A 25,414-nucleotide genomic window follows, 5' to 3' on the forward strand; every position below is an offset into this window, starting at 1 on the left:
CAAGCATAATGGTTCGCAAATGTAAATTGCGAACCATTACAGCATTGTATGAACTGGAGAACTTCATTCCTTGTTCTGTGGCCTTACCCTACATAGGCATGGATAAAAAAATAGGAAAATGCAGCGAAGAAATAGTGCATAAATTTATTTTAAATTAGTTTGTTACGGCTAATCTAGTACGGGTACATCGCAATTTCAAGATCAATTTTATTCACTTTCAAAAATTAAACAGACTAAGACAATATAGTTCGTTTACAAAGTAGTTTTAGGTGTTTTTCTTGTTTCGGATGAAATGAAAATTCGATAAAAAGTATACAGATGAAAAGCAAACTTATTATAAAGGCCCTTTTGCTAGGAAGCATTTGGGGTAGTTGTAGCAAAAGCAGTAATACTATGCCCAGTAGGAGTGCTACAATAAATCCTGTATCAGATTTACAAGTGGCTTATGACAGTGTGAAAAATGAAATAGATATAAACTGGACAAACCCGATTAATTCTTCTTTAGCAAAAGTAAAAATATCCTATTCGCCTGACGACCCCAATCCACAGGCGTCGGATAGCATATTGATTTTGGCGGCACAAAGTGGCACTAAAGCATCGGCAACATTGCATGTTTTTTCTCTCAAACAATATACCATCAACATTGTTGCCATTAATAGCGCAGGCGTCTTATCACAACCAATAAGTACGAAAATAAAAATAGGGTCAACACCCCTGTTCTTAAAACGTGCAGATACCCTAATGTCCTCTCTTTTCCGGTTGTATTTTAACGATGTGCAAAATGGTGTTGATATTTGGACAGACCAATACCCCAAAGGTAGCGGCTACTGGAACGACGCTGCTGTCATATGGGGGCAAGGCGCGGCATTCTCGGGATTCGCAGCTTTGAAAGAAGCATCGGAAAGTTTTGCTTCTTATAAGGCGAAGTATGCGAGCTATGACAATACACTGGCTAATTCTATCAACACGTTTCTTACAACGCAAGGACAAAAGCCTCAAAATACGGTAAGTGCTTATGCAGTTTATCCTCAAAATGGAAACGAACGGTTTTACGATGACAATATATGGATTGGTACAGATATGATTGATTTGTATATGCTCACAAAAAGTCCATTCTATCTTACGCATGCAAAGCTCGTGTGGAATTTTGTATTAAGTGGTACAGATGCCATGTTCGGCGGAGGTGTTCACTGGCAGGAGAATACAACAAGTAAAAACACCTGTTCCAATATGCCCGCTGTTGTTTTGGCTGCAAAACTTTACCAGGCTACAGGCCAAGAATCATACTTAGACAGTGCAAAAAGAATATACAGCTGGTGCAAAACCAATTTGCAAGATCCATCCGACTATTTGTATTGGGATAATGTCAATTATAACAATAACAACATTATTGTAGTGGATAAATCAAAATACACTTATAATTCCGGTCAGGCTATTGAAGCAGGTGCATTGCTATATAATATTACCAAAGACGGTAGCTATCTTAAAGATGCGCAAAACGTTGCCAGTTCTATATTTAAGCAATGGGGAACTCAATTTAACTCGGCTATTTTGAACAAAACCTTTACCGCAATTGATCCCGCGGGGCATGTGTGGTTCAGGGCAGTGATGCTGCGGGGTTTGATAGAATTATATAAAATAGATAAAAACAGGGAATATATTAATGCATATGAAGATTTACTAGATAATGCGTGGCTGTCCAATTGCCGACAACCCAACACTTATCTGCTGAATTACGATTTCCGTGGAGGAACAACTCAAAATAGTTGGGGGATATTGTATGAGGGTGCCTGCGTGGAAATGTTGGCGCGACTGGGGGCGCTGGAAAGTGAAGGCCTATAATCATTAGAATTGATCTTAGCATATTTTTTACAAGGCTGCTTAATTCTTCTGTTTTATATGCGGAAACAAAAAGGTTCCCTACTAACGGATATTGTGTTACCGGAGATTTTAAGGTTGCGTTGACTATCGGGCGCTTATCAAATCATTACAGTATATGCATACACGATCATGATCGCTGAACATTGCCAAGGTCACCCAACCGTATAAAATTCGTTCTTTTGCGAGTAGTCCGGAAAATATGCGTGTAGATAGAGTATTAATGAAATCTAGATTCTAAAAATGATCTAATAGAGGATTAGTGTCTTTTAGGTGACTTAAGGTAAAAAATTAACTTGAATATAATAATACGTATGCGAAGGAGTTATAAGCAAATTTTTATACTGAGTATATTATTTGGTTGTAGCTTCTCTGTTTTTGCGCAAAAAAAACTAAAAGATAAAACCTCTTTTCAAATTTCAGACTCCTGGAATGCCGCTTATGATATTCGCTCTGATATTGCTATGGTGTATGGTGTTAACGACGCAGGTGGTCATTTTAAACAGCGCGTGAAAGGTTGGCGAGATAAGGGTTACAACGTTCAGTTTATGACTGGCTCAGCTTGGGGACAATATAAAGATTATTTTCTGAGGAAATTTGATGGGAAAACGCATTTCGACGAAGGTCAACAAATGAAGAATGGCGAAACTATTTGGCATGGGGAAAATGTGCCTTATGTAGTACCGACAGAAAATTATTTAAAATATCTTAAGACACATATAAAAAGAGCAATTGATGCGGGGGGTACGGCTATTTATTTGGAAGAGCCGGAGTTTTGGGCTAGAAGTGGTTATAGCCCTGCATTTAAAAAAGAATGGAGAAGTTATTATGGTACCAATTGGCAACCGGAAGATGAGTCCGCTGAAGCAACTTATTTAGCTTCAAAGTTAAAATACCATTTGTATTATCATGCATTAAATGAGCTTTTTGCCTATGCTAAATCATATAGTAAGAGCAAAGGACACGAGGTAAAATGTTTTGTGCCTACACATTCACTCATTAATTATTCTTCCTGGCAAATAGTGAGCCCGGAAGCGAGTTTAGCTAGTCTAAAAGATATGGATGGTTACATTGCCCAAGTATGGACAGGTACAGCAAGAGAGCCGATATATTATAATGGTCTGAAGAAAGAACGTGTTTTTGAAAATGCTTTTCTGGAGTATGGTTCTATGGTTTCTATGACCGCCCCTACAAAAAGGAAATTATATTTTTTAACGGACCCGGTTGAAGACAGGGCGAGATCTTGGAACGATTATAAGCGCAATTATCAAGCTACATTTATTGCCGAATTAATGTACCCCTCTGTAGATAATTATGAAGTAATGCCCTGGCCTCAGCGCATTTATTTAGGTAGATTCAAAATGGATAATAATCCCGTGAAGCAACCTATTTCACCGGCTTATGCGACACAAATGCAGGTGATGATCAATGCTTTAAATTTTATGCCCTTGTCAGAAAATGAATTAAATGGCAGTCATGGTATTGGTGTGCTTATTGGTAATTCTATGATGTTTCAGCGCTTCCCGATACATGCTGGTTACAATGATCCCCAGCTGTCTAATTTTTATGGGATGGTAATGCCTTTGTTAAAAAGAGGGATTCCCCTAGAAACAGTGCATATGGAAAACCTGCGCTATGCCAATACGCTGAAGAATATAAAAGTGTTGGTCATGAGTTATGCCAATATGAAACCTATGTCAGAAGAGGTGCATATCGCACTGACGAAATGGGTGAATAGAGGAGGTGTGCTTATGTATTATGGACGCGATAAGGATCCTTTCCAAAATGTAAAAGAGTGGTGGAATACTGACGGGAAAAGCTATACCACCGCGTCACAAGATTTGTTTGCTAAGCTGCGCATTATTTATAATGCCGATAAAGAGCAATATAAGGTTGGCCGTGGAACTGTATTCATCATCCGGGAAGACCCTAAAGAAATAGCAATGAATAAGGCAGGGGATACGAGTTATTTTAAAACGGTTAAATACGGCTATGAGGGTGCTGCGAAAGCAGGAAGTCTGATGACAAAGAATAATCTCCTGATCCAAAGAGGGCCGTACATTATTGCTTCGGTTTTGGATGAATCTGTCAGTAAGACACCTTTGGTAATCCATAAAAATGTAATTGACCTATTTGACCCGGAATTACCTATTTTGCATAAAAAAATAATTCAGCCGGGTAATCAGGCTTTTTTATATGACTTGGAAAATATACAACATGGACAACCACAAGTTTTGGCAGCCGCATCAAGAGTTTATCGGGCGGAGATAAATAATAAGACACATTCTTATTCATTTATTACTAAAAGCCCTTCCAATACAATTGATGTAATGCGCATTGTGCTTCCATCGGAGCCTACCGAGGTTTCCACGAGTTTAAGTAATGGTGCTAAAATAACATTGGTAGAGAATGTATGGGATGAAACCTCACATACCGTTTTACTTAAATTTGAAAATTATAGTGAAGGCGTCAATGTAAATATTCGATGGTAATTGGGCCTTTTTGAATACTTGTTTGATATTTATTAACTATTAGAATATTTTCCATCATTTATCTTTATTCGTTCAAAAATGAAAATCTTTGGGGCTTTAAACAATTAACATAGTCAAATGAAAAGAATATTACTTTCTATTTTCTCAATGGTGTCTCTAAGCGTTTCGGCGCAAATTGTCAATGATGCTACTTCTCCGGTCGATTATGTAAACCCTTTAATGGGAACAATGTCGAAACCCGATATGTCCAACGGAAATACTTATCCCGCTATCGGCCTGCCTTGGGGCATGAATTTGTGGACGCCGCAAACCGGCAAGAATGGGGATGGATGGCAATATACATATACGGCCGATAAAATTAGGGGCTTTAAGCAAACGCATCAGCCCTCGCCTTGGATGAATGATTATGGAGAATTTTCTATTATGCCGGTTACCGGAACTGCTGTTTTTGATCAAGATAAAAGAGCCAGCTGGTTTTCACATAAATCGGAAATTTCCAAGCCCTATTATTACAGTGTTTATCTAGCAGATCAAGACGTAACTACTGAGATTACACCCACAGAAAGGGCCGCTATGTTTCGCTTTACCTTTCCAAAATCGGATAGTGATTTTGTCGTGGTTGATGCCTTTGATAAAGGGTCTTATGTGAAAATAATTCCGGAAAAAAATGAGATTATTGGTTACTCTACGCAATATAGCAGGGGCCATTTAATCAATTTTAAAAACTACTTTGTTATCCAGTTCAGCCGTCCGTTTAAAAGCGTTGCCACTTGTAGCGACAACGACATGCAAAGAGGTAGTTTGTCGGTAAAAGATAAACATGTAGGGGCCATCGTAGGTTTCGTAACTTCCGAAAGAGGCGAACAAATTACGGCAAGAGTGGCGTCTTCGTTTATTAGCCCGGAGCAGGCATTACTGAATTTAAAAGAATTAGGTAATGATAATTTTAATACGGTAGAAGCAAAAGGGAAGGCGATCTGGAATAAGACTTTGAGTCGTGTCCAGGTTTCCGGTGGTACGATTGATCAAATGCGTACTTTTTATTCTTGTTTGTACAGAATGGTTTTCTTTCCCAATAAATTATACGAAATAAATGCAGAAGGTAAACCCGTCCATTACAGCCCATATAATGGAAAGATAGAATCGGGTTATATGTTTGGAGGTACAGGTTTTTGGGATACTTTTAGAGCCTTATACCCATTTCTGAACTTGATGTATCCACATATTGTAAAAGAAATGCAAGAAGGTTTGGTAAATGATTACAAAGAAGGTGGCTGGCTGCCTGAGTGGAGTAGCCCGGGATATGCAGATATAATGGTGGGTAATAATTCTGCTTCTGTTGTTGCGGAAGCTTACATAAAAGGTTTACGAGGTTATGATATTGAAACGTTATTTAAGGCATTGGTACATGATGCCAATAACGAAGGTCCTATAAGTGCAGTTGGTCGCAAAGGTGTGAAATATTATAACAAATTGGGTTATGTACCCTACAATGTAGGAATTAATGAAAATGCTGCGCGCACATTGGAATATGCCTATGACGATTATTGTATTTACACTTTGGGTAAAGCCCTTGGAAAGCCAGAATCGGAAATAGCCATTTATAAGCAACGTGCGATGAATTATAAAAATCTTTTTGATAAATCGCGCTTGCTAATGCGTGGCAAAAATGAAGATGGAAGTTTTGAATCACCTTTCAATCCTTTTAAATGGGGTGACGCATTTACGGAAGGCAATAGCTGGCATTATACTTGGAGCGTGTTTCAAGATGTCAATGGTCTGAAGAAATTAATGGGCGGCGATAAACCGTTTATAAATATGTTAGACTCTATTTTTAAAATGCCGCCCATTTTTGATGATAGTTATTATGGGGGTGTTATTCATGAAATTCGTGAAATGCAAGTTGCTGATATGGGGCAATATGCCCATGGAAACCAGCCTATTCAGCACATGATTTATTTATATGATTATGCCGGAGCTCCTTGGAAAACACAGTATTGGGCGAGAGAAACTATGAACAGAATGTATCGTGCGACACCTGATGGTTACTGCGGTGATGAAGATAATGGACAAACTTCCGCCTGGTATGTTTTCTCGGCATTAGGATTTTATTCTGTTACACCGACGAGTACACAGTATGCAGCAGGTGCACCTTTGTTTAAACACACAGAATTGCATTTCGAAAATGGCAATACCTTACATATAGATGCACCAAATAACAGTGCCGATAATCGTTTTGTGCAATCAGAAACTTTTAATGGGAAAGAATATGAAAAAAACTATTTTGATCATTTTCAGTTGCATAAAGGGGGCTATTTGAATATCATAATGTCTGATAAGCCCAATAAAAACAGGGGAACAGCAGCTAAAGATTTTCCTTTCTCTATGTCTAATTAATAGTTAATGAGAAAATCTTTGTTCTTATCTGCTTTTTCACTTTTTTTGCTTTTTAGTTATGACAAGACAATTTAATACCGATAAGTCTGGAGGATTTTTTAAGGTATTTCGATGACCGTGGTCAGTTGTCGCCTGCGGACTCTGCGTCATTTAGCGTGTCGAGTATCGTTGCACAAATATATCAATATATGTAAAGGAGTCTTTGGGTTTTGCTCATAATTGTTTTGAAGATATACTAGAATAGCAAGAAGTGGGGATATTTTAGGAAACCTTTTATCGAAAACCAACCCTGCTGATTGCCATTTAATGACTACTTGTAAAATTAAATATAGACGAATGAAAAAAGGAGCTCTTTTAACGACAGTTGTTTCAATGATTACCATATTTAGCGTAACCGGACAGACAACAAAAAGCGATTTATTGCAATATGTGGATCCTTATATTGGTTCGGCAGCACACGGTCACGTATTTGTGGGTGCAAATGTGCCTTGGGGTGCAGTCCAGGTTGGCCCCACCAATATTACCGAGGGCTGGGATTGGTGTTCGGGCTATAATTATTCAGATAGTATAGTTCGGGGTTTTTCTATGTTGCATTTAAGTGGTACAGGTATTGGTGACTTAGGCGATGTATTAATGATGCCATATACGGGGAAGATCAGGACTAGTGAAGGTACGCAGCAAGATCCGGCTTCTGGCTATAGTTCCCATTACACCCACGCTAACGAGAAAGTCTCACCTGGTTTTTACAGTGTGAAATTAACTGATTATAATATTGGAGTCTCCCTTACAGCATCAGAAAGAGTAGGTTTTCAGCGATACATTTTCCCTCATACTGATTCCGCTAGGGTTATTATCGATTTATCTCAAGGGATTGGTTGGGATTCACCCGCGAAGACATTTATAGCCAAGCTAGATGACTCAACTTTAGTAGGTTACCGTTTTTCCCAAGGTTGGGCAAACGACCAACGTTTATGGTTTGCTATCAGAAGCTCGAAGCCTATGAACCAGTTCCGTGTCTATGATACCACTACACTCAAATCCTTTGATTCACTTACCGCCCAAAAAGTGAAGGGGGTGATCTCTTTTGGGAAAGATATCGGTACGGTAGCATTTAAAGTAGGTATCTCCCCCATCAGTAGTGAAAATGCATTAGCTAATATTGCAGCGGAAATACCCAACTGGAATTTTGATGCCATCGTTACCCAAGCACAAAACAAATGGCGTACAGCTATCTCCCGAATAAAAGTACAAAGTGATGACCTCGCCAAGAAGCGTGTGTTTTATACGGCCATGTATCATTCAATGATAGACCCTGTTTTGTTTAACGATCACGATAGTTCTTATAGAGGAACAGATAAGAAAATATATCCCCACGCCAAATTCAATAATTATTCAGTTTTCTCTTTATGGGATACTTATCGTGCCTTAAATCCTTTGATGACTGTGATGCATCCGGAACTGGTCAACGATTTTGTCAACAGTATGTTGGCTATTTACCAACAGCAGGGTAAATTACCTGTCTGGCATTTAATGGGCAATGAAACCAATTGTATGGTGGGTTATAGCGCGGTTCCTGTAATAGCCGATGCGATTATGAAAGGTTTTGACGGTTTTGATCAAAACCTTGCATTAGAAGCAATGAAAGCTAGCGCCAATACGGGGGAATATGGTTTAAAATATTTAACTAGCTTGGGCTATATCCCTGCGGACAAAGAAGTAGAATCTGTGTCCAAAGCATTGGAATATGCCGTAGATGACGGTTGTATCGCATTAGTGGCCAAAAAGCTACATAAACAGGCAGACTACCAGTTGTATAAAAAGCGTTCTGAATATTATAAAAAATACTTCGATTCGACGACACAATTTATGCGCGGCATTATGTCCGATGGCAAGTTTCGAGAACCCTTTAATCCATTTCAGTCTGTCCATCGTGAGAATGATTATACCGAGGGCAATGCATGGCAATATATTTGGCTGGTACCTCAAGATGTACCCGGGCTTATCGCTTTATTTGGCAGTGATCAATCCTTCACGAAGAAGCTGGATAGCTTGTTCGTTGTTACCGGCAACATGGGGGCACAGGCATCTCCGGATATCTCTGGGTTAATTGGCATGTATGCACAGGGTAACGAACCGGAACACCATGTAGCTTATATGTATCCTTATGCAGGTGAGGGATGGAAGACTGCCCAGAAAGTTCATCGCATAGAGACAGAATTTTATACCGATAGTACCAATGGCCTTTGTGGTAACGATGATTGCGGAGAAATGAGCGCTTGGTATGTCTTGTCCTCTTTGGGTTTTTATCAGGTAAATCCTGCAGGTGGTATCTTTGTTTTTGGAACACCCACTTTTGACAAAGCCAAGATAAAAGTGAATAACAACAAAGATTTTGTCATAACTGCGAAGAACTTATCAGACAAAAATATCTACATCCAATCCGTAAAACTAAACGGAGTGCCTTATTCTAAATCATTCATTACTTATAGAGATATTATGGATGGCGGCAAACTTGAATTTAAGATGGGGGGAGTACCTAATAAGGAGTTTGGCAAGGCATCAAAGGACAGGCCAAGGAATTAAAGCAACCCAGACCTATACCAAAAGCAAGAGGCAATCTACATGAAGGTTGCCTCTTGCTTTTGGTATTTAATACCTAAAAACTAATTCATCATCCCAGATATTCTAAATCCACAACCGCGTATTGTTCGCCCGAAACAAGGCTTTCCGATGCAGTAAGATGCGCCTTAAAACTATAAATCTTATCGTTTAAGAAAATGGACAGATTTTCACCGTCTTCAATATCATGTATGGTTTCATTTTCTATTCGCTCTATTATGGATTTTTTTACCAGATCGAATTGCTCAGGGTATAAATCCCAATAAGCATGTTGGTTAAACTGTACTAAGTATTTCATTGCTTAATTATTTTTGTGAATAGAAAATTACACTCCGATATCTGTTTAACTTAAACAATAATTATTCCACAAAAGTAGCTTTGCTAAAATGGATATCCAATAGCTATATTTAGGATGAGATTACTCTTGCGCCATTGGCTACTGCCAAAATCTATTTGATTAAAAACCCACCGTTGGCCTTCGGGTAGCCAGGGCTTACGGATAGGCATACCAAGATCTATTCTTAAAACTAAAACAGTTGCATCAATCCTAAGTCCCGCACCCATATCGGCTGCCAACTGATGGATAAAATGACTGCTAAACTGTGCTCCCGGTTGATCAGGATTACTATGGTATAACCATATATTGCCCGCATCGGCGAAGAGTGCACCTTGTACAATACTGAATAAATGTGGCCGATATTCTAAGTTGGCTTCCATTTTGATATCGCCGGATTCATCGGGGTAAAAATTGCCGTTCTCATTGGGGTCGCCCGCATAATAAATTCCGGGCCCAAGGGCCCTCGCACGGAAACCTCTTAAACTATTAGATCCTCCTATGAAAAATTGATCACTATAAGGTAATATGGTGGAATTACCATAAGGCAGACCTACCCCCAAAAATACTCTTCCTGCTAGTGAACTTTTGGGACCGATCTTATGATAGTACCTATATTCTGTTTGCAATTTTACGAATTGGTCAAAGGGTTGCCCAAATAGTTTTTTTATATTGCCCTGGTCTATATTAGCACCCGAAACAATACCATAAATATTAGCAGATAAATCTACTTTTCCATTAAAATAATATGTATTGCGCTTGTAACTTTTTGCCGTGTTGGTAACTGTATAACTATAACTTGGCCCAAAGGTAAATTGTTTGTCTATTACGTGGGCAAGTGTAGGGTTATCACTGGAGGCAATGCTATCTTTATAGAGTTGTGAGACATTTGCAGCGTCTACATAAGTAATATTTAATAAATTCAATTCGTGCGTTCTTTCTGCATTTTCGCGCCACTGATAACCAAAAGAGCCCGTGAAGGAATTTAGGGTATATAATTTTATTCTTTTATTGAATGAATACCCCAGTGTGAGATTGGTATGCGGAATGTAAGCATTATCGGCTTTAAATTTAAAAGGGCTGATAAACCTTGGCCATGAAATAGATGTTTGAATTCCTGCCTGATAAACATTGTAACCATTGTTTTGACCGCCAAACTGCACATCAGTGCTACCAAATAAAGTAACGGATAATGCTTCCGCTCCTTTGAATGCATTGCGATTGCGCCAATTAATATTTACTTGTGAGCCGGCATAATTGGCAGAAGTCGTTCTGCCCAAAACATCTAACTGCAATGACTTTGTTTTGTAGGGTGTAAGGAAATAATAGGCATCCAATTTTGCAGAATCTTTGTTTACTTCTTGGAAGGTATTTTTTACAAATTTATAAGGGCCTAAGTTGACAAATCGATTTAAAGAATTATTGTGTTTGATACGGCTATAGACATCGCCGGGATGCAATTGCACCGTATTTTCAAAAGCAATAGGTCGTATGCTTTTGGAAGAATCGACGACATAATACCATTTATAAAATTTGGCATCTTCCAGGTTTTTGGAAGTGTCCCTGAGTGAATAACGCGGATATACGTATATATTATTGATGTGATAAACCTTGGTTGCTTTTTCCGGTGTTGTGTTTTTTAAGGTAACATACATAGCCACTTGATGATTCCCCTTTGAACTATCAACACGCATTAAAATGTCGTCGGGGGAAAAATAGTAAAAGCCTTGATTTTTTAAACGAGCATCGATTCTGGTGCGTTCGTTTTTTATGATATCGAGATTGTATTTATTCCCTTTCTTTAAAAGTGTTCTTCTGGATGTTCTAGCGATCGCTGACAGCAAACTATCATTTCCTGGTCTTGGAAAAATTACACTATCAATGGTGTAACTATCCCCCGTTTGGATAGTATAGATGGCAGAACCGGTCTTCTTTTTTTGTATTGTGTCACTCACAATATTTGCATTGAAATAGCCTTCATTTTGTAACCTGTTTTGTAAAATCTCACTGTTTTTATTTACGTCCACTGAACTCAATAAAACGGGAGGTTCGCCGAACTTGTTGTTCAACCAATGTTGGATGCCTTTGGTTTTAGTCGTTTGGGTTTTGTTATAAATAAATAATTTTATTCTTAGCCCTAAAAAGGATGCATTGGGTTTAGGAAGCAGCAAGGCATTCATTTCTTCTTTTATAGATTTCTTTTCGTAAGAGGAAAGTGATTTGTTCTTTTCGATTTTTACCACGGCGCCGGTATACAATTTTTCCCCATCATGCAGGTATTTAGTATTACTACAAGCTGCAAAAAATATTGCCAATATTAAGATGTAAATAATCTTTTTATTCATTTAATGATTGAATTTTTTTTGATCTTTTGTTTCCCTTTTATATGCTTTCGTTCTTTTTGAAGAATTTCTTTAAATTTATTGTAGTCTACAGTCAAGGTAAAGCCCAATCCGGTTTCTATAATTTGCCCTTGTATAACAATAAATCTATCTCTGCGATACGCGCGTAACATATATCTTCCATCGCGACTAAGTTTGTAATTGACTGATACGTTGCCGGCGATATTAGTCGCTTTCTCTCCGGCTTGTGCCCCTTCCAAATTGAAATTATTTCCTATACTTACCGTTAATCTGTCGTTGAGGAATTTTTTTGAAACGCCTACGTTTAAATCTGTTCTGTTGGTTGCTGTGCCCGAAGTATAATCTTCACCCGAGGTTAAGCCAAAATCCAGGTCGACTCCTGTGACTAAATTATCGGCCAAACGATTTAGCTGATCGCTCAGTAAACTGCTTACACTATTTCTTATAGCGCCTTCTAACCCGCCGTTGCCGCCACTGCTTTGCAAAGGATTGTCGCCGATAAAATGTCCCAGAACCAATAAGCCCAAAACTTGTTTGTTCATTTCGTTGGGGTCCCTTCGTACTTGCACCAACCGGTTGTTTATTACGCCAATAGCGCTGGAAGCAAGTGTGTAAGTGCTATCGGGTAAAATAATATCAAAACTAATATCTGGTTTAAGTAATTCATTTTTCAACTTTAATTCTACATGAAAAGGTAATTTTTCTTTGTATTGGGTAGCATTTTCATTTGGACCTAATTGATTCTCCACCAGATCAATAGGTGGAACTTTCGCTATATATACGGCCGTAAAATTCAAATTAGCGGTAGTAGGGTCGCCTGTCCAGACAATGGTACTTCCTTTTTCAAAATTGAATTTTCTTTTTACCGTTGCATAGGACAGATCGTAAGACCCTTCATTTACTTCGTAAGTGCCCGTCAGGTTAGTTTTACCGCTTGCATCAATTCCGCCATTCAAATGGCCTTCACCTTTTAAATGGACGATATCACCATTACGTGGATCTACCACTATGGTGAATGCCGCATTTTTATTGATATTGATGGTTGCATTAATATCTAGACCTTTTACTTCCGAATTTTTTAAAGAATCTAATTGATGTTGCAAGAAAATAGAATCAAGCGGTGGTTTACTGTTTTTGTCAACAAACTCTACAACGCCTTTGCGGTCTTCTATTGAGGGATCGTTGGAGGGCAATACTACCGTTAAATCGGTTTTGTCATTAACCCCTAAAGTGCCGTTGATTTTCGGTTGATTTAGATCACCATTAATAGTCAAGTTGGCGTCGACAAATAATTTGCCATAATACAATGGGTTATCCGCGGCAGTAGAATTGATGACCCTGAAATCTCGGGCACGTAATCCTAAATCAAAGCCATATGTAGCATAATCCGTTGTTTTGATAATGCCATTGATAGTGGCTTTGTTGCCGGTAGAGTCGAGCAACTTTACCTTGTTGAAAATAACCCCCCGATTAGTAAAACCAATTGTTTCATCCGGCATACTGTAATAAGAATTGAGCATGGCTACATTGAATCCAACTTTGTTGAAATGTAGATTCCCAACGATAGAAGGTTGAGCGGTTGTTCCGGAAATTTTCAAATCACCGTTGATGTCACCGGAACTACGCCTAATATTGCCAAAAGTAAATCCTTCGATGCTCTTTACATTGAGTTTGGCGACGTTTAAGTCTAGATCAAATTTGCTTTCAGGAGCTAAATAATACAATCCTTTTAAATTGATCTGATTGCCGTTACCGGAAATATTTACATTGGTATTTAAGGCGTCCTTTGCGTCATTATTTACTTTAATGGCAATGTTGCCAATGGTGTCGGTTCGGAAATTGAAATTTGTTATTTTTAAATCGGTATTAAATTTATAATTCCCTGCAAGACTGTCGGCAACGATATTGCCGTTGATAGTGCCGCCTACCAGCAAAGAGTCTTGCTTCAACATTTTGGTCAATGTTTCGATTCTAAAATTGGATAAATTAACTGTAATGGGTGCGTTGATCTGCTGTGGTTCACTATTAATTGCCAAGCTTTGATTGCCATTAGAGATATTGAAATTATGTATCAAGATGCCATTTTTACCATACTGAATACGGTTGTCCTTTGCAACTTCCCAGCGTGCATAATCTAGCATTAAACTATCGGGTATCAAACTAAATTGGTACTTGCCGGAATCGATTTTGGTAAGTAAACCTATATGATAATATTTCTTTTTGTCCGCATCTCTTAGAATCAAACTGGTCCTTAAATTATTATTAAGCGCACTACCTGCAATGGCAGGATACAGCAACCGCAACGAAGACCCGATCTTGATTGCATCTGCATTTAACTGATAATAAAGAGCATCGCTGGTATATATATTTAATAATAGATGACGGATGGTATCCGTTCCATAAATAGCATGGGGCAACGATGCGTCAAGGCTGATGTTTTTGTTGGTAAGATTTCCTTTTAATTCCAGGGTATCCAGGCGCTTTAATTCCGGCAGTAGAGCACTAAGCAAAGGTGTTTTTGTGACCACTGCATAGAAATGCGCATCTACCAGATCTGTTGCAGAATCTTTGATAGCTTTTAAAGAATCGTCTGCTACCGGCCTTTTGCTAGAATCTACTAAGTCGGTATTGAAATATTTTTTGAGGCGCGTTGAAAGCAGTTCTGGGATTTTCGATAGTTTATATCTACCTGAAAACGTCGCATTTGCAATGGGACTATTCAATTGAATGAGCCCGGTATCTTTGACGTAATCAGACTTTAGCTGAATTGAATCTATAACAAAACGTTTGCTTTTATCCACAAAAAGTAAATGAGATGCCAATAGTGCTCCATTTAAAGAATCAACTGCGGCAACGGGAAAATTAGCTTCGATTTTTCCATGAAAGTATCTTGGGGCCTTTGATAGATGTAATGCCTGGAAATTGATGCTATCGATTACTATAGTCGTTTTTACGGATGGGTATTGTTTGCTTAAATCTGCATCACCATTGATTTGAAAATGCAGATTGCTATCTTCCATATTCGCATTTAATGTATAAGCTCCATTGGCTGCTGCTGCTGCTATATTTAAGTCGTGATAATTGTATCCATATATGTTTGCTTGCGCTACTTTTCCTTCTAATTTAAGGCTTGCTTTTTTGGGATTGAAAGAATTACCTTTTACATTCATGTGGAAGGAAACTTTGCCGAAGCTCTTCGGCTGTTGTAGGAGGTTCCCGACGTTTACATTGTGTGCCACTATATGGCCAGTGTATCTTTCTTTATCTTTTTGTTTTCGATCAATGGTTGCATTAACCGTCAAATTACCCTCGGTTGTTTTTAAAGAAAGCGCCGTGACAAACTGCGCTATAGTTCCCTTAAAGTTGCCGTTTGCGTGTATTGATTTTGGTATGGAAATATTGGAAGGAACCGATCCTCTTGGCGCCAATACTAGTAAGTCTTGTCTGGTGGTATTGAAATCTTTCAAATTAATATTTAAGTAGGCTTTGCTCGTATTGGGTAGCCCTTTTAGATACGCATCACCAGAAAAATTGGTATTACCGATACCGCTTATTTCGGTCGGTTGAATATGCAAATCGTTTACCTGACCATTGATCTTACTATTGATTTTGACGATGCTATTGGCGTAATAATTTATAGCCGGATATTTCGATAAAAACGGCGCAAATAGTAGTATATCTTTTACTGATAACTGGCAATCTTTTAAATTGACGTGTAAGCCCAGCAAGCCTATGTTTTTTGAAACTGCGTCTAAAGAGGGGTACGTAATTTCGAGAGATTGTTGGATGGTGCTATTGGGAGTTTTGAGACGTAGGTTTTTAAGAAAAGCACCATTTGGACCATAAAAAAAACTAGTTTTTAGCTCTTTTAAGGTTAAACCACTTTTCTCGGCAAAACTGAGTTGATCGATGTTCCCGGAAGTGGAATCAGTTTCGTAAACGAGATTATCCATGGCTAAATTAAAGTCGTTAATATTGATATGGTTATAATCGACTGCTTTTTCGATCGCTATGGCAGCTTTATTGTCAAATTGAAGCCTATTGTGGCTTATAGCAACTTTTTTAACTTTGATCGTCCAGGGCTTGCTTTGGGAAACTGAAACTAAAGTATCTATTTTCTTCGCATCTTTTATAATGATTTCTTTTGTTTTTTCAGGCTTTGCCAATACAATTTTTGCATCGGTACTATCTAAAGAAAAATTATTAATGGCGATTTTTTGATTGATAAAATCCAATTTGTCAAATGCCAGACGCAATTGGGTGAATCGTACGTTTGCCTTTATTTCAGGACTTGCATAAAGAACATATATTTTTGATAAGTCAATATTATCCAAACTTAGATGTAGGTTTAAGGGCTGACTAACCACTGTATCGGTTTTTATCGATCGATTCGCCGCTGTATTAAATTGAAGTAATTGCATATTGACATCAGACAGATTAATTTTTGGAACTGAAAAACGCATGGCATCTAAATCGAACTCTTTTACGCGGGTATCAAAATGACCGAGAAATAATTTTGCGTCAGTACCTGAAATAGAATCATTAAAACGGACTGATATTGTGTCAAGATTAATTTTATCTAAAGAGATTTTGAAGGAAGGGGAGCTGTGTTTAGATTGTTGAGGCTCATCGTTGTTCGCAAAAGCGTCAATGATATAATCAAAATTAAAAACACTATCACTGCCGCGGGAAATATGTGCGGTAATACCCTGCAGGTTGATGGCATTAATGTTCAGTTGCTTTTTGAAGAGTTTAAAAAAACTAAACCCGATTTTTAATTTTTCCCCATACAATAATGTGTCTTTTGACTGGTCCGCAAAAAAGACCTGATCAATTTCCAATGATTTAGGCAAATCCAGACTGATATGTCCAATGGAAACTCGCGTATGTATTTTTCTTTCTATATAAATGACGACTTTGTTCTTTGCAAAGTTTTGAACAGCAGGAATTTGAATCAAAACAGTAAGTAGTGCCACGAGCAAAATGATGCTCGCGATGATCCATAGTATTAGCTTAAATATTATACGTAGTGTTTTTTTCAAATATTTGTTTAAAGATAAATTTTTGTATTTGCTTCTACAAATCTTATGCTAATATAACATAAAGTTGTTTCAAGCTTTAGGAACCAGTTGACACTTTTGATAATTGTAAAGACTTTATTTCGCCTATAAGAAGAAGAAGAAGTGGGGGATAAATTTTAAAATCTATAAAGGCATATAAGCAAATTATTAACATTTTGCAAAAAGTATTACATAATATGATGCTGATATGTTAAACTCTTTTACCTTTATTCCTCATTCTTTTCAAAAAGCACGTGTTAGAGTATATCAAAAATAGTAATAGTGTGGTGTTTCAAGATTTTTTTAGTCTTTGGAATGAGCGGCTATATTTCTATTTTTTGAAAAAGACGAAAGACGGAGAAAATGCCCGGGAGCTCACGCAGCTTACTTTCATAAAATTTTGGGAATATCGCAGTTCATTATCTGATGAATACTCGTTGGAGACCCAACTATTCAGAAAAGCGAAGTTTGTTTTTATTGATTGGTTGAGAAAAGAAGCTATATTAAGAAAGAGAAAAGAAGCAGAAGCTGAATTTTATAATACTTCGCCCGAGGATACCATCCATTATTTTGAAGCGGAAAAATTACATAATGCTTTGGAGCAACTCCCCCCTATGCGCCGTAGAGTGATTGAACTCTCCCATCTTCGTGGTTATGCCTACAAAGAAATAGCAGAGAAATTAAACATCTCTGTAAAGACTGTGGATAACCATATTTACCAGGCTTTGAAGCAACTTAGAAAAATTATGTCCATATTTTTTCTCTAAAAAAAAATTGCCATAGGGAATTTTTATTTTTCAAACGTACTACTTAACAGATGGATAACAATATCACGCCCGAGATGATTGAACGGTTCCTCAACAATCAAAGTGATGAAGCGGAAGCAGAGCGAGTAGCAGCCTTTTTAAACAATGCCTCGCAAGACATTTTGAACCGCTATTTGCCTGATGATGAGTGGCAGGATGAGCCAGTAAGCCGGCACATGCCAGATGGCTTGCCTGAAGAGATGTGGCAATCTGTAGAGAAGGTGTCTTTGTTTAAGAATTATAGGGTAATTTATTTGAAACGGTTATTGGTTGCGGCCTGTAGTCTGGGAGTTCTTTTTATTGGCTACTATATTTATTCATCCAAAAATGACGTAACAGCAAGTAGTTCTAAACAACAGGTGGTGGCTGCGTCTATCAAAACTATCGTAAACAGGACCAATGCTGCTTTAAATACCGTTTTACCGGATGGCTCGAAACTGGTATTGGAGCCCCGCGCTTCTGTTCATTATTCCAGTTCTTTTAAAAGTAAGCGCGACATTTATTTATCCGGGACAGCATTTTTTAGTGTGACACATGACAGCGCACATCCGTTTGTGGTGCGTACCAATGGGATTGCCACTACCGATTTGGGAACGGAATTCTGGGTGGTAAATGGGGAAGCGGAGCACACCATAACCGTAAAGTTGATAGAAGGGAGCGTGATGGTAAGTTCTTTTGAAAAGTCTTTCGGGATGGATAATGTATACTTAAAGCCAGGCCAGAAAGTAGTCATCAATAAAGTAACGGGTACTGCTTATGTGAGTGAAAATGAAATAAAAAAAACGGTGACAAAACCACTTGCAATGCCTGAGAAACGAGTGGCTACGGGCAGTGCGGTATGGACCAATGCTGCTTATACATTTTCAAAATCGTCACTGGAAGATGTATTTAAGAAGTTGGAAATGCGTTATAACGTTATTATAAATGTAAAGCCAACAGATATTTCCGGATGTCAGTTTACTGGAAAAATCATGTACTCGGATTCGTTGGAGACATTGATACAGGCAATATGCGACATGAATAATCTTAAATATAGCAGACAAGGCAACACGATCGATATAAAAAAATAATTCATCAATAAAAGGTTTTAATTATTAATGACATCTCGCACTAAAGCAGGTGGTGTCTTTCTATTGTCAAAAAGCAACAAACTATGCAATCAAAAATTAGATTCTGTTTACTGGCATTTTTAATGCTGTGCGCACTCAGATCCGTTGCGCAAAATACGACTGAAATCAAGGGTTCTGTCCTTGCCGAAAATGGAACGCTGCTCAAAGGGGTTTCCATCAGAGTTGTAAACGCGCAAAACGATAAAGCTGTGTATACCGTTACCGATTCGTTGGGTGTATTTGCAGCCGATCTGCTGTATGGACAACCCTACAATTTTTATTTCTACTATGTAGGTTATTCTTCTGATTCTTTAATGAATTTTTCTATCAATAAAGGAGAACATAATTCTATTTTATTTCGTTTGAAAGAAGCAAAAACAACATTGGAAGATGTGGTGTTGATTGGTTATGGAACGGCTCGCCGGGGCGATGTTACCGGCTCCATTTCTTCTTACAAGCCGGGGGAAAATGAGGCTGCGACAAGTGTTTCTGTTGATCAGATGCTACAAGGAAAAGTTCCGGGATTACAAGTTACTAATTCTTACGCTGGGCCGGGTGCTGCTTCTTCTGTAGTTATCCGGGGTGCCAACTCTTTACGTGGAGACAACCAGCCATTGTATATAATTGATAATGTACCTCAACCTTCTACAGGTCAGTTTGGAGATAACGAATTAGGCGATAATCAAATTCCTGAAAATCCTTTAACAACGTTAAATCCTAGTGATATTGAAAGCGTGCAAGTTTTAAAAGACGCTTCGGCTACGGCTATTTATGGTTCACGTGGTGCGAATGGCGTTATTATCATTACCACAAAAAAAGGAGTCGTAGGCCGTGCTAAAATAAATTTCAACAGCAACGTCTCCAGTGCGTCGGCGGTGAGATTGCCAAAGATGCTGAATCTGGATGAATACGGTCAATTTTTGTTTGACAGAAGTGGTGTGCAAAGTTTTTACAATGTGGATGGGCAAACGCGTTATGTGTTTTCTGGTGGCTCTTACGATCCAAATAATGATAGCTCATATAATATTATTCAGGAAAAAGATTGGCAGAACGCAACATATAGAAACGCTGTTTCGCAGAATTATAATTTGTCCATTAACGGAGGAGCAGGGAAAACCACTTATTATTTATCTGGAAACTATAAGAATATTCAAGGCATTGTGAGAGGAACCTCTATGAAGATTGGCAACTTTCGCCTGAATCTGAATACTGATTTATCCAAGAAGTTGAAGCTGGCTACATCATTGAGTGGTGGTATCAGAGGAAATAATATGATGAATGGTGGAGATACGCGCGGTGGTGCCACTGGCTCCATCGTTAATGCAGCTTTGTATGCGGCTCCATTTGAATATCCTGCAGATGATCCTACATTAACCAGTAACCTGGATGCCCGTACGAATGCACTTTCCTGGATCAACGACTACGAAGATGTTACAAATGAAAAAACATTTAGAGCTTCTACGGAGTTAAATTGGAAGATTTCGAAGTTATTTTCTTATAGCTTGAGGTCAGGTATTAATGAAACGATACAAGACCGTTCAAGGTGGTTTGGGTTGCAATTGTTTCAAGGATATAATAATAATGGATATTTAAGCACGTCAACGCTTAATAGAAATAATTACACAGTAGAAAATCTTTTGCACTTTGATAAAAAAATTCAGGGTATTGTAAATATATCTGCCTTAGCCGGCGTAACCTATGATAAATACACTATGTTGAATAAGATAACTGTGGGTTCTAATTTTCAAAATTACCTGTTGACGGTAAATGGCATGAACTATGCGTCAGACGTAACTGTTTATCAGCCCGATCAGCAAGATTACCAATTATTATCATACCTGGGCCGTTTAAATCTTTCTTTTTTGAATGACAAGGTAATTGCTACTGCTAGTTTCCGTGCAGACGGATCGAGCAAGTTTACACCCGGAAATCGCTGGGGTTATTTCCCGTCAACGGCTATTGCATGGAGAATGGAAAAAGAAAGATTTATTCAAAATTTGAAATGGATCAACCAACTTAAATTACGTGTGGGGTACGGAAAAACCGGTAGCCAGTCTATAAGCCCCTACCAAACACTTTCGTTTTATTCTCAAAACTCCTATTACGCCGACAACAGTGGCGGTGTAGCACTGGGTATTAATGTAGGTGGTTTACCCAATAGAAGCCTTACCTGGGAAACTACTTCTTCTTATGATGCAGGCTTAGATTTCGCTGTCTTAAATTCAAGACTATCGGGCACGGTCGACGTTTATTCAAAAGAAACAAACAACTTGTTGATTAACAAAAATATTCCGCTATCTGTCGGCTTTGCTAGCGTTATTCTCAATCAAGGTTCATTAAGCAACAAGGGGGTTGAACTAAGCTTGAATGGAGACGTAATAAAAACCGAGAACTTTAGATTTTCACTTGGTGGAAATATAAGCTTTAATACATCCAAAATTCAAAAACTTGGATTGCCCGAAGGGCAATTTGGCGATACTTCTTATGTAGGTTATTTGGGTAATACGCTGGGCGATCATTATGGTGCTGCCAACATCTTTATTCAGTGAAAAGCGCCAGGATTATTTTGGGGCTATAAGACCAATGGCATTTATCAAACAGGGGATAATATTACCGTCACTAAAGATTTAAACAACTCCGTACCTACACCTGGTTCAATAAAATTTGTCGATCAAAATGGGGATAATATTATTGACAGTAAGGATTTGACCATCATCGGAAATCCAAATCCTAAATTTACTTATGGTTTCAATACTTCTTTTGAATATAAAAATTTCACATTAGATGCCAGTTTTAATGGTGTCTATGGCAACCAGATTTTAAATGCAAATCTCAGAGATCAGGCAACGCCCTCCATGCAGTCTGCCAATTTAAGAGAAAATGTATTTGAAAATATGTGGTCGTCCACTAACGCCAGTAACAAGTATCCCTCACCCTCAAAAAATATTCCTAACGTAGTAACGGATAGGTATATTGAAAACGGAAGCTTTCTGCGGTTGTCTAATTTGACGTTGGGCTATAAATTACCGGCAAGTGTTGTAAAGCGTCTGGGATTAAGCAGTATTAATATCTATGCTACAGGGCAGAATCTATTGCTAATTACCAAGTATTCTGGCTTTGATCCGGAAGTCAACTCCTTTGCATTTGATGGTTTAAGGCCGGGTATTGATCTCAATTCTTTTCCCAATGCACGTGTATATGTGTTAGGGTTAAATGTCAATTTTTAATTATTCTGTTTCATCCATAATATTTTATTTATGAAAAAATTACTCATAATATTGATTGTAGTTGTTGCGCTTGCCACATCCTGCAATAAACTTTTGAACGAATCACCGAAATATTCTGTCAATAATACCAATGTTTTCAATAGTGCAACTACTACGCAAACAGCGTTAAATGCATGTTATGGCTGGTTGATTAGTTGGAATGCTTATGGACAAGCTTATTTTGAATTGACGGTAGGGGCCTCAGGATTGTCTTGGGCGCAAACCAACGGAGGTGATCAGGACCAGCTGGCTTCGTTTAATACTTTAAATACCAACGGCACTCTGGGACAAGTATGGGCAGGGATGTATAAAACTATTGGCGAGTGTAATTCGTTTATAGAAAATGTTTATGGGGGATCGCTGAGCAATGCGCAAAAGAATTATTATGCTGCTCAGGCACGCTTTATTAGGGGATTGTGTTATTTCAATTTGGCCGGCATTTATGGTGATGTGCCTTTGCGTATTTCGGCTTCCAATGTAGATAGCGTAAATATGTCCCGCACACCTAAGGCCGAGGTATATAAACAGGTGGCTGCCGACTGGCAATTTGCCGCTCAATATTTGCCGACTTCCGATAATTCGACTGAAACTGCTGCTGCTGTACCTACACGCTATGCCGCCTATGCCTATTTGGCCAAATTATATTGGTTTTTAGGCAGCAATGATAATACACCAATGTCGCCCAATTGGGCGATTGCGAAAACTTATGGCGACTCCGTTTTGAGTGCAGGATCTTATGCTTTAGAGTCGAAATTTTCCAATTTGTTTATCGATGGAACTAACAATTCCAAAGAAATAATATTTAAACTCAATGTATCGACTGCATTGAATGGGCTGGGAAGTCGCATTAGCTGGGTATTTGCCCCATCTAAATCTACAACAGGTATTTCATGGGGAAGGTTTAAATTCTCAAAAGGTTTTTACGATTTATTCAAAGGTACTTATAATGATGACCCCCGATTGACAGCCTCTTGCGCGACTACATTTAAAAATGTAAGCAATGGAAGCATCAGTTACACCTATCCTTATATATCGTATAAAGTGGCAGGCCAAACGGTAGTAGACTCTCTGCACTATTCCCTATTGCAAACCCCTACCCCTCCTACAGTAGCCGAATTAAACAGTCAAAACCCTAAGCTGGTAAGCACGTTTACTGCTGCAACAGGTGCAAATGAAGGTTGGCCTTACTATAACAAATATACCGACCCTACTGCAACAGCGCAATTGGGTAAAAAACAGATTTTAGTTTACAGGTATGCCGATTTCCTTTTATTAATGGCTGATGTGAATAATGAATTGGGCAATTCTGCCACTGCAGTTTCATTATTAAACCAAGTGCTTACAAGAGCCAGAACATCGGTAACACCTGCAGCTACCTATCCGCAAAATGTGAATAATTCTTTATCGCAGGCTCAGCTAAGGGATAAAATCTTTTATGAAAGGTTATTTGAGCTCGCCGGTGAGCCGGATATGTTTTTCGATACCAGAAGGCGCGGTACCGAGTACTTAAAAAAAGTATTGAGTATATATAATAATGATTCTATCTCTTATGCTTTTGCGACCAATCCGGCTGTGAGCGGAAATAATTTTAAAGACCGTTTAGTCAATGGCGGTAATTTGTCAAGCGATTTTTTAAAGAAGAATCTACTACTTCCTATTCCCCAGTCAGAATTGAATACCAACACTTCAATAACACCCGCGGACCAGAATTTTGGATATTAGAGTTGGAGACAGCTGTCATTTTTAATAACAAATACTTTTTATGAAAAGAACAAGTACTTTGCTGCTAATACTATTTCTCTTCGGCTTTCTTCCAAGGTCGCATGCCAAGGGGCCTGAAGCAACTGGGGATAATGACATCGTATTGAGCAGAGAGGGTAATAAAACAGACAATACTTATCGAATAATTTATTTTCTTACCGAATCGAACAAGATATCCGTTGCTCAATTTTTAAAGGAAAGAGAACAACAGGCAAAAAAATTGACACACGTCATTTATTTTCCTTCGTCGATAGATATAGATATTGATGAAAATGAAGATATCGCATTATCATCTGCTGAAATGGCCGACTGGCAGGCTTTGAAGGATGCTGCTACAATAGATGGGTTTAAACCAATGTTTGGTTTTCATAAAAATATGGATATCATTCGTAGAACACTTCAGCATGAAAATTCGCGGACGCTACTAATTCAGCATATTATAGAGTTACAGCAAATGCTTAAGGGCGCCGGAATCGATTTTGATATAGAGTATCCGTCTTCAGCGAGTGATACAAAATTGCTTGGCGTTTTTTTCAATCAGTTAAGAAAAGCAATGAGTACTAATGTATTGCTGTCGGCAGATGTTGGCCCCAAAAGTTTTACGCTCAGCCCATTGGGTCATTTGGAAGGAAATGTAATAAACAATTCTTTGGACTGGATAAACTTAATGTCTTATGGAAAAGGCCAAAACAACGGTTTGCAGATGATGTATTCGATTGTAGCAGAATATGCCCGCAAGCATGTAGATGCCCGTAAAATGGTGATTGGGCTTCCTTTTTATGCAAAAGCATATTATACGGATGAGGCTGGTGAAAAAAAAGCATTTATACCCTCCTATGAATATCTGGTCCAACATATTGGCGCTGACGACATGTATTCTGATTCCCTAGCATTTGACAAGCCAGGTGCCGATCCAAATTATTTATTATTCAATAGCCCATCGATAATTGAAGAAAAAGCAAAGTTTGCTAGATCTTATGGCGGTGTGATGGCCTGGCATTGGCGAGATGATGTTGTCGGTGAGCACTCTTTAACCGGCGCAATAATAAGAGGTAAAAGGTGAATAGTTTTTTCGGAATTCAATCCCACAATGGAAACTTTGCGGATAGATTATTAAATTCTATTTTATTTTTTGCATTATTCTGCTTTTCTTTGTTTTTATGTATTACATATTTAAAAATAGGTTATCTATTGATTACTATTTTAAATAAATTATAATTGTTTTTTCGATATTTTATAATCCTAATGTTTTTTAAATGAAGAAAATTATTTTATGCGCTTTGATGGTTGTCACGGGTTTTATGGTCCGTGCGCAAAAACTCAGCATTA

General features: G+C 38.2%; 13 protein-coding genes. 10 read left to right on the top strand and 3 right to left on the bottom strand.

Features of this window, described 5'->3' with window-relative positions; genetic code table 11:
- Positions 1-318: 318 nt before the first annotated feature.
- The 4 genes from ACQR30_RS00105 (at position 319) to ACQR30_RS00120 (ending at position 9,350) form a co-directional block, all read left to right on the top strand.
- Positions 319-1,842, top strand: coding sequence for a glycoside hydrolase family 76 protein (locus ACQR30_RS00105; protein ID WP_429729507.1), 1,524 nt, complete (start codon positions 319-321; stop codon positions 1,840-1,842).
- Positions 1,843-2,174: 332 nt separating this feature from the next.
- Complete coding sequence (locus tag ACQR30_RS00110) at positions 2,175-4,370, top strand: hypothetical protein (protein ID WP_429729510.1); 2,196 nt, start codon at positions 2,175-2,177, stop codon at positions 4,368-4,370.
- Between the two features lie 117 nt (positions 4,371-4,487).
- Complete coding sequence (locus tag ACQR30_RS00115; protein WP_429729512.1) at positions 4,488-6,767, top strand: GH92 family glycosyl hydrolase; 2,280 nt, start codon at positions 4,488-4,490, stop codon at positions 6,765-6,767.
- A gap of 336 nt (positions 6,768-7,103) precedes the next feature.
- Positions 7,104-9,350 carry a GH92 family glycosyl hydrolase gene (locus tag ACQR30_RS00120; protein WP_429729515.1) on the top strand — a complete coding sequence of 749 codons (2,247 nt, stop codon included), beginning with the start codon at positions 7,104-7,106 and terminating at the stop codon, positions 9,348-9,350.
- Between the two features lie 88 nt (positions 9,351-9,438).
- Here ACQR30_RS00120 and ACQR30_RS00125 read toward each other — a convergent pair whose 3' ends face one another.
- The 3 genes from ACQR30_RS00125 to ACQR30_RS00135 form a co-directional block, all read right to left on the bottom strand.
- Positions 9,439-9,684 (bottom strand): hypothetical protein, encoded by a 246-nt coding sequence (locus tag ACQR30_RS00125; RefSeq protein WP_429729518.1) that lies wholly within the window; start codon positions 9,682-9,684, stop codon positions 9,439-9,441.
- Between the two features lie 83 nt (positions 9,685-9,767).
- On the bottom strand, positions 9,768-12,065 hold the full coding sequence (locus tag ACQR30_RS00130; RefSeq protein ID WP_429729521.1) for a BamA/TamA family outer membrane protein: 2,298 nt from the start codon (positions 12,063-12,065) through the stop codon (positions 9,768-9,770).
- On the bottom strand, positions 12,062-17,125 hold the full coding sequence (locus ACQR30_RS00135) for a translocation/assembly module TamB domain-containing protein (protein WP_429729524.1): 5,064 nt from the start codon (positions 17,123-17,125) through the stop codon (positions 12,062-12,064). Before ACQR30_RS00135 ends, ACQR30_RS00130 begins: the two co-directional genes overlap by 4 nt.
- Before the next feature lie 305 nt (positions 17,126-17,430).
- Between ACQR30_RS00135 and ACQR30_RS00140 the strand changes: the two genes are divergently transcribed.
- The 6 genes from ACQR30_RS00140 (at position 17,431) to ACQR30_RS00165 (ending at position 25,148) form a co-directional block, all read left to right on the top strand.
- A complete protein-coding gene (locus ACQR30_RS00140) occupies positions 17,431-17,910 on the top strand; it encodes an RNA polymerase sigma factor (protein WP_429729543.1) in 480 nt (159 codons plus the stop codon).
- 50 nt (positions 17,911-17,960) lie between these two features.
- The gene (locus tag ACQR30_RS00145; protein ID WP_429729527.1) at positions 17,961-19,019 is read left to right on the top strand and encodes a FecR family protein; all 1,059 of its coding nucleotides are present in this window, start codon (positions 17,961-17,963) and stop codon (positions 19,017-19,019) included.
- Positions 19,020-19,102: 83 nt separating this feature from the next.
- A complete protein-coding gene (locus tag ACQR30_RS00150) occupies positions 19,103-21,607 on the top strand; it encodes a SusC/RagA family TonB-linked outer membrane protein (protein ID WP_429729530.1) in 2,505 nt (834 codons plus the stop codon).
- Between the two features lie 156 nt (positions 21,608-21,763).
- Positions 21,764-22,285 carry a hypothetical protein gene (locus ACQR30_RS00155; protein ID WP_429729533.1) on the top strand — a complete coding sequence of 174 codons (522 nt, stop codon included), beginning with the start codon at positions 21,764-21,766 and terminating at the stop codon, positions 22,283-22,285.
- A gap of 30 nt (positions 22,286-22,315) precedes the next feature.
- Positions 22,316-24,046 carry a RagB/SusD family nutrient uptake outer membrane protein gene (locus ACQR30_RS00160; protein WP_429729536.1) on the top strand — a complete coding sequence of 577 codons (1,731 nt, stop codon included), beginning with the start codon at positions 22,316-22,318 and terminating at the stop codon, positions 24,044-24,046.
- Positions 24,047-24,086: 40 nt separating this feature from the next.
- Entirely contained in the window at positions 24,087-25,148 is a 1,062-nt protein-coding gene (locus ACQR30_RS00165) for a glycoside hydrolase family 18 protein (RefSeq protein WP_429729540.1), read from the top strand.
- The last annotated feature ends 266 nt before the right edge of the window (positions 25,149-25,414 follow it).

The sequence above is a fragment of the Arachidicoccus sp. genome, assembly GCF_050436765.1.
Lineage (GTDB): Bacteria > Bacteroidota > Bacteroidia > Chitinophagales > Chitinophagaceae > Arachidicoccus.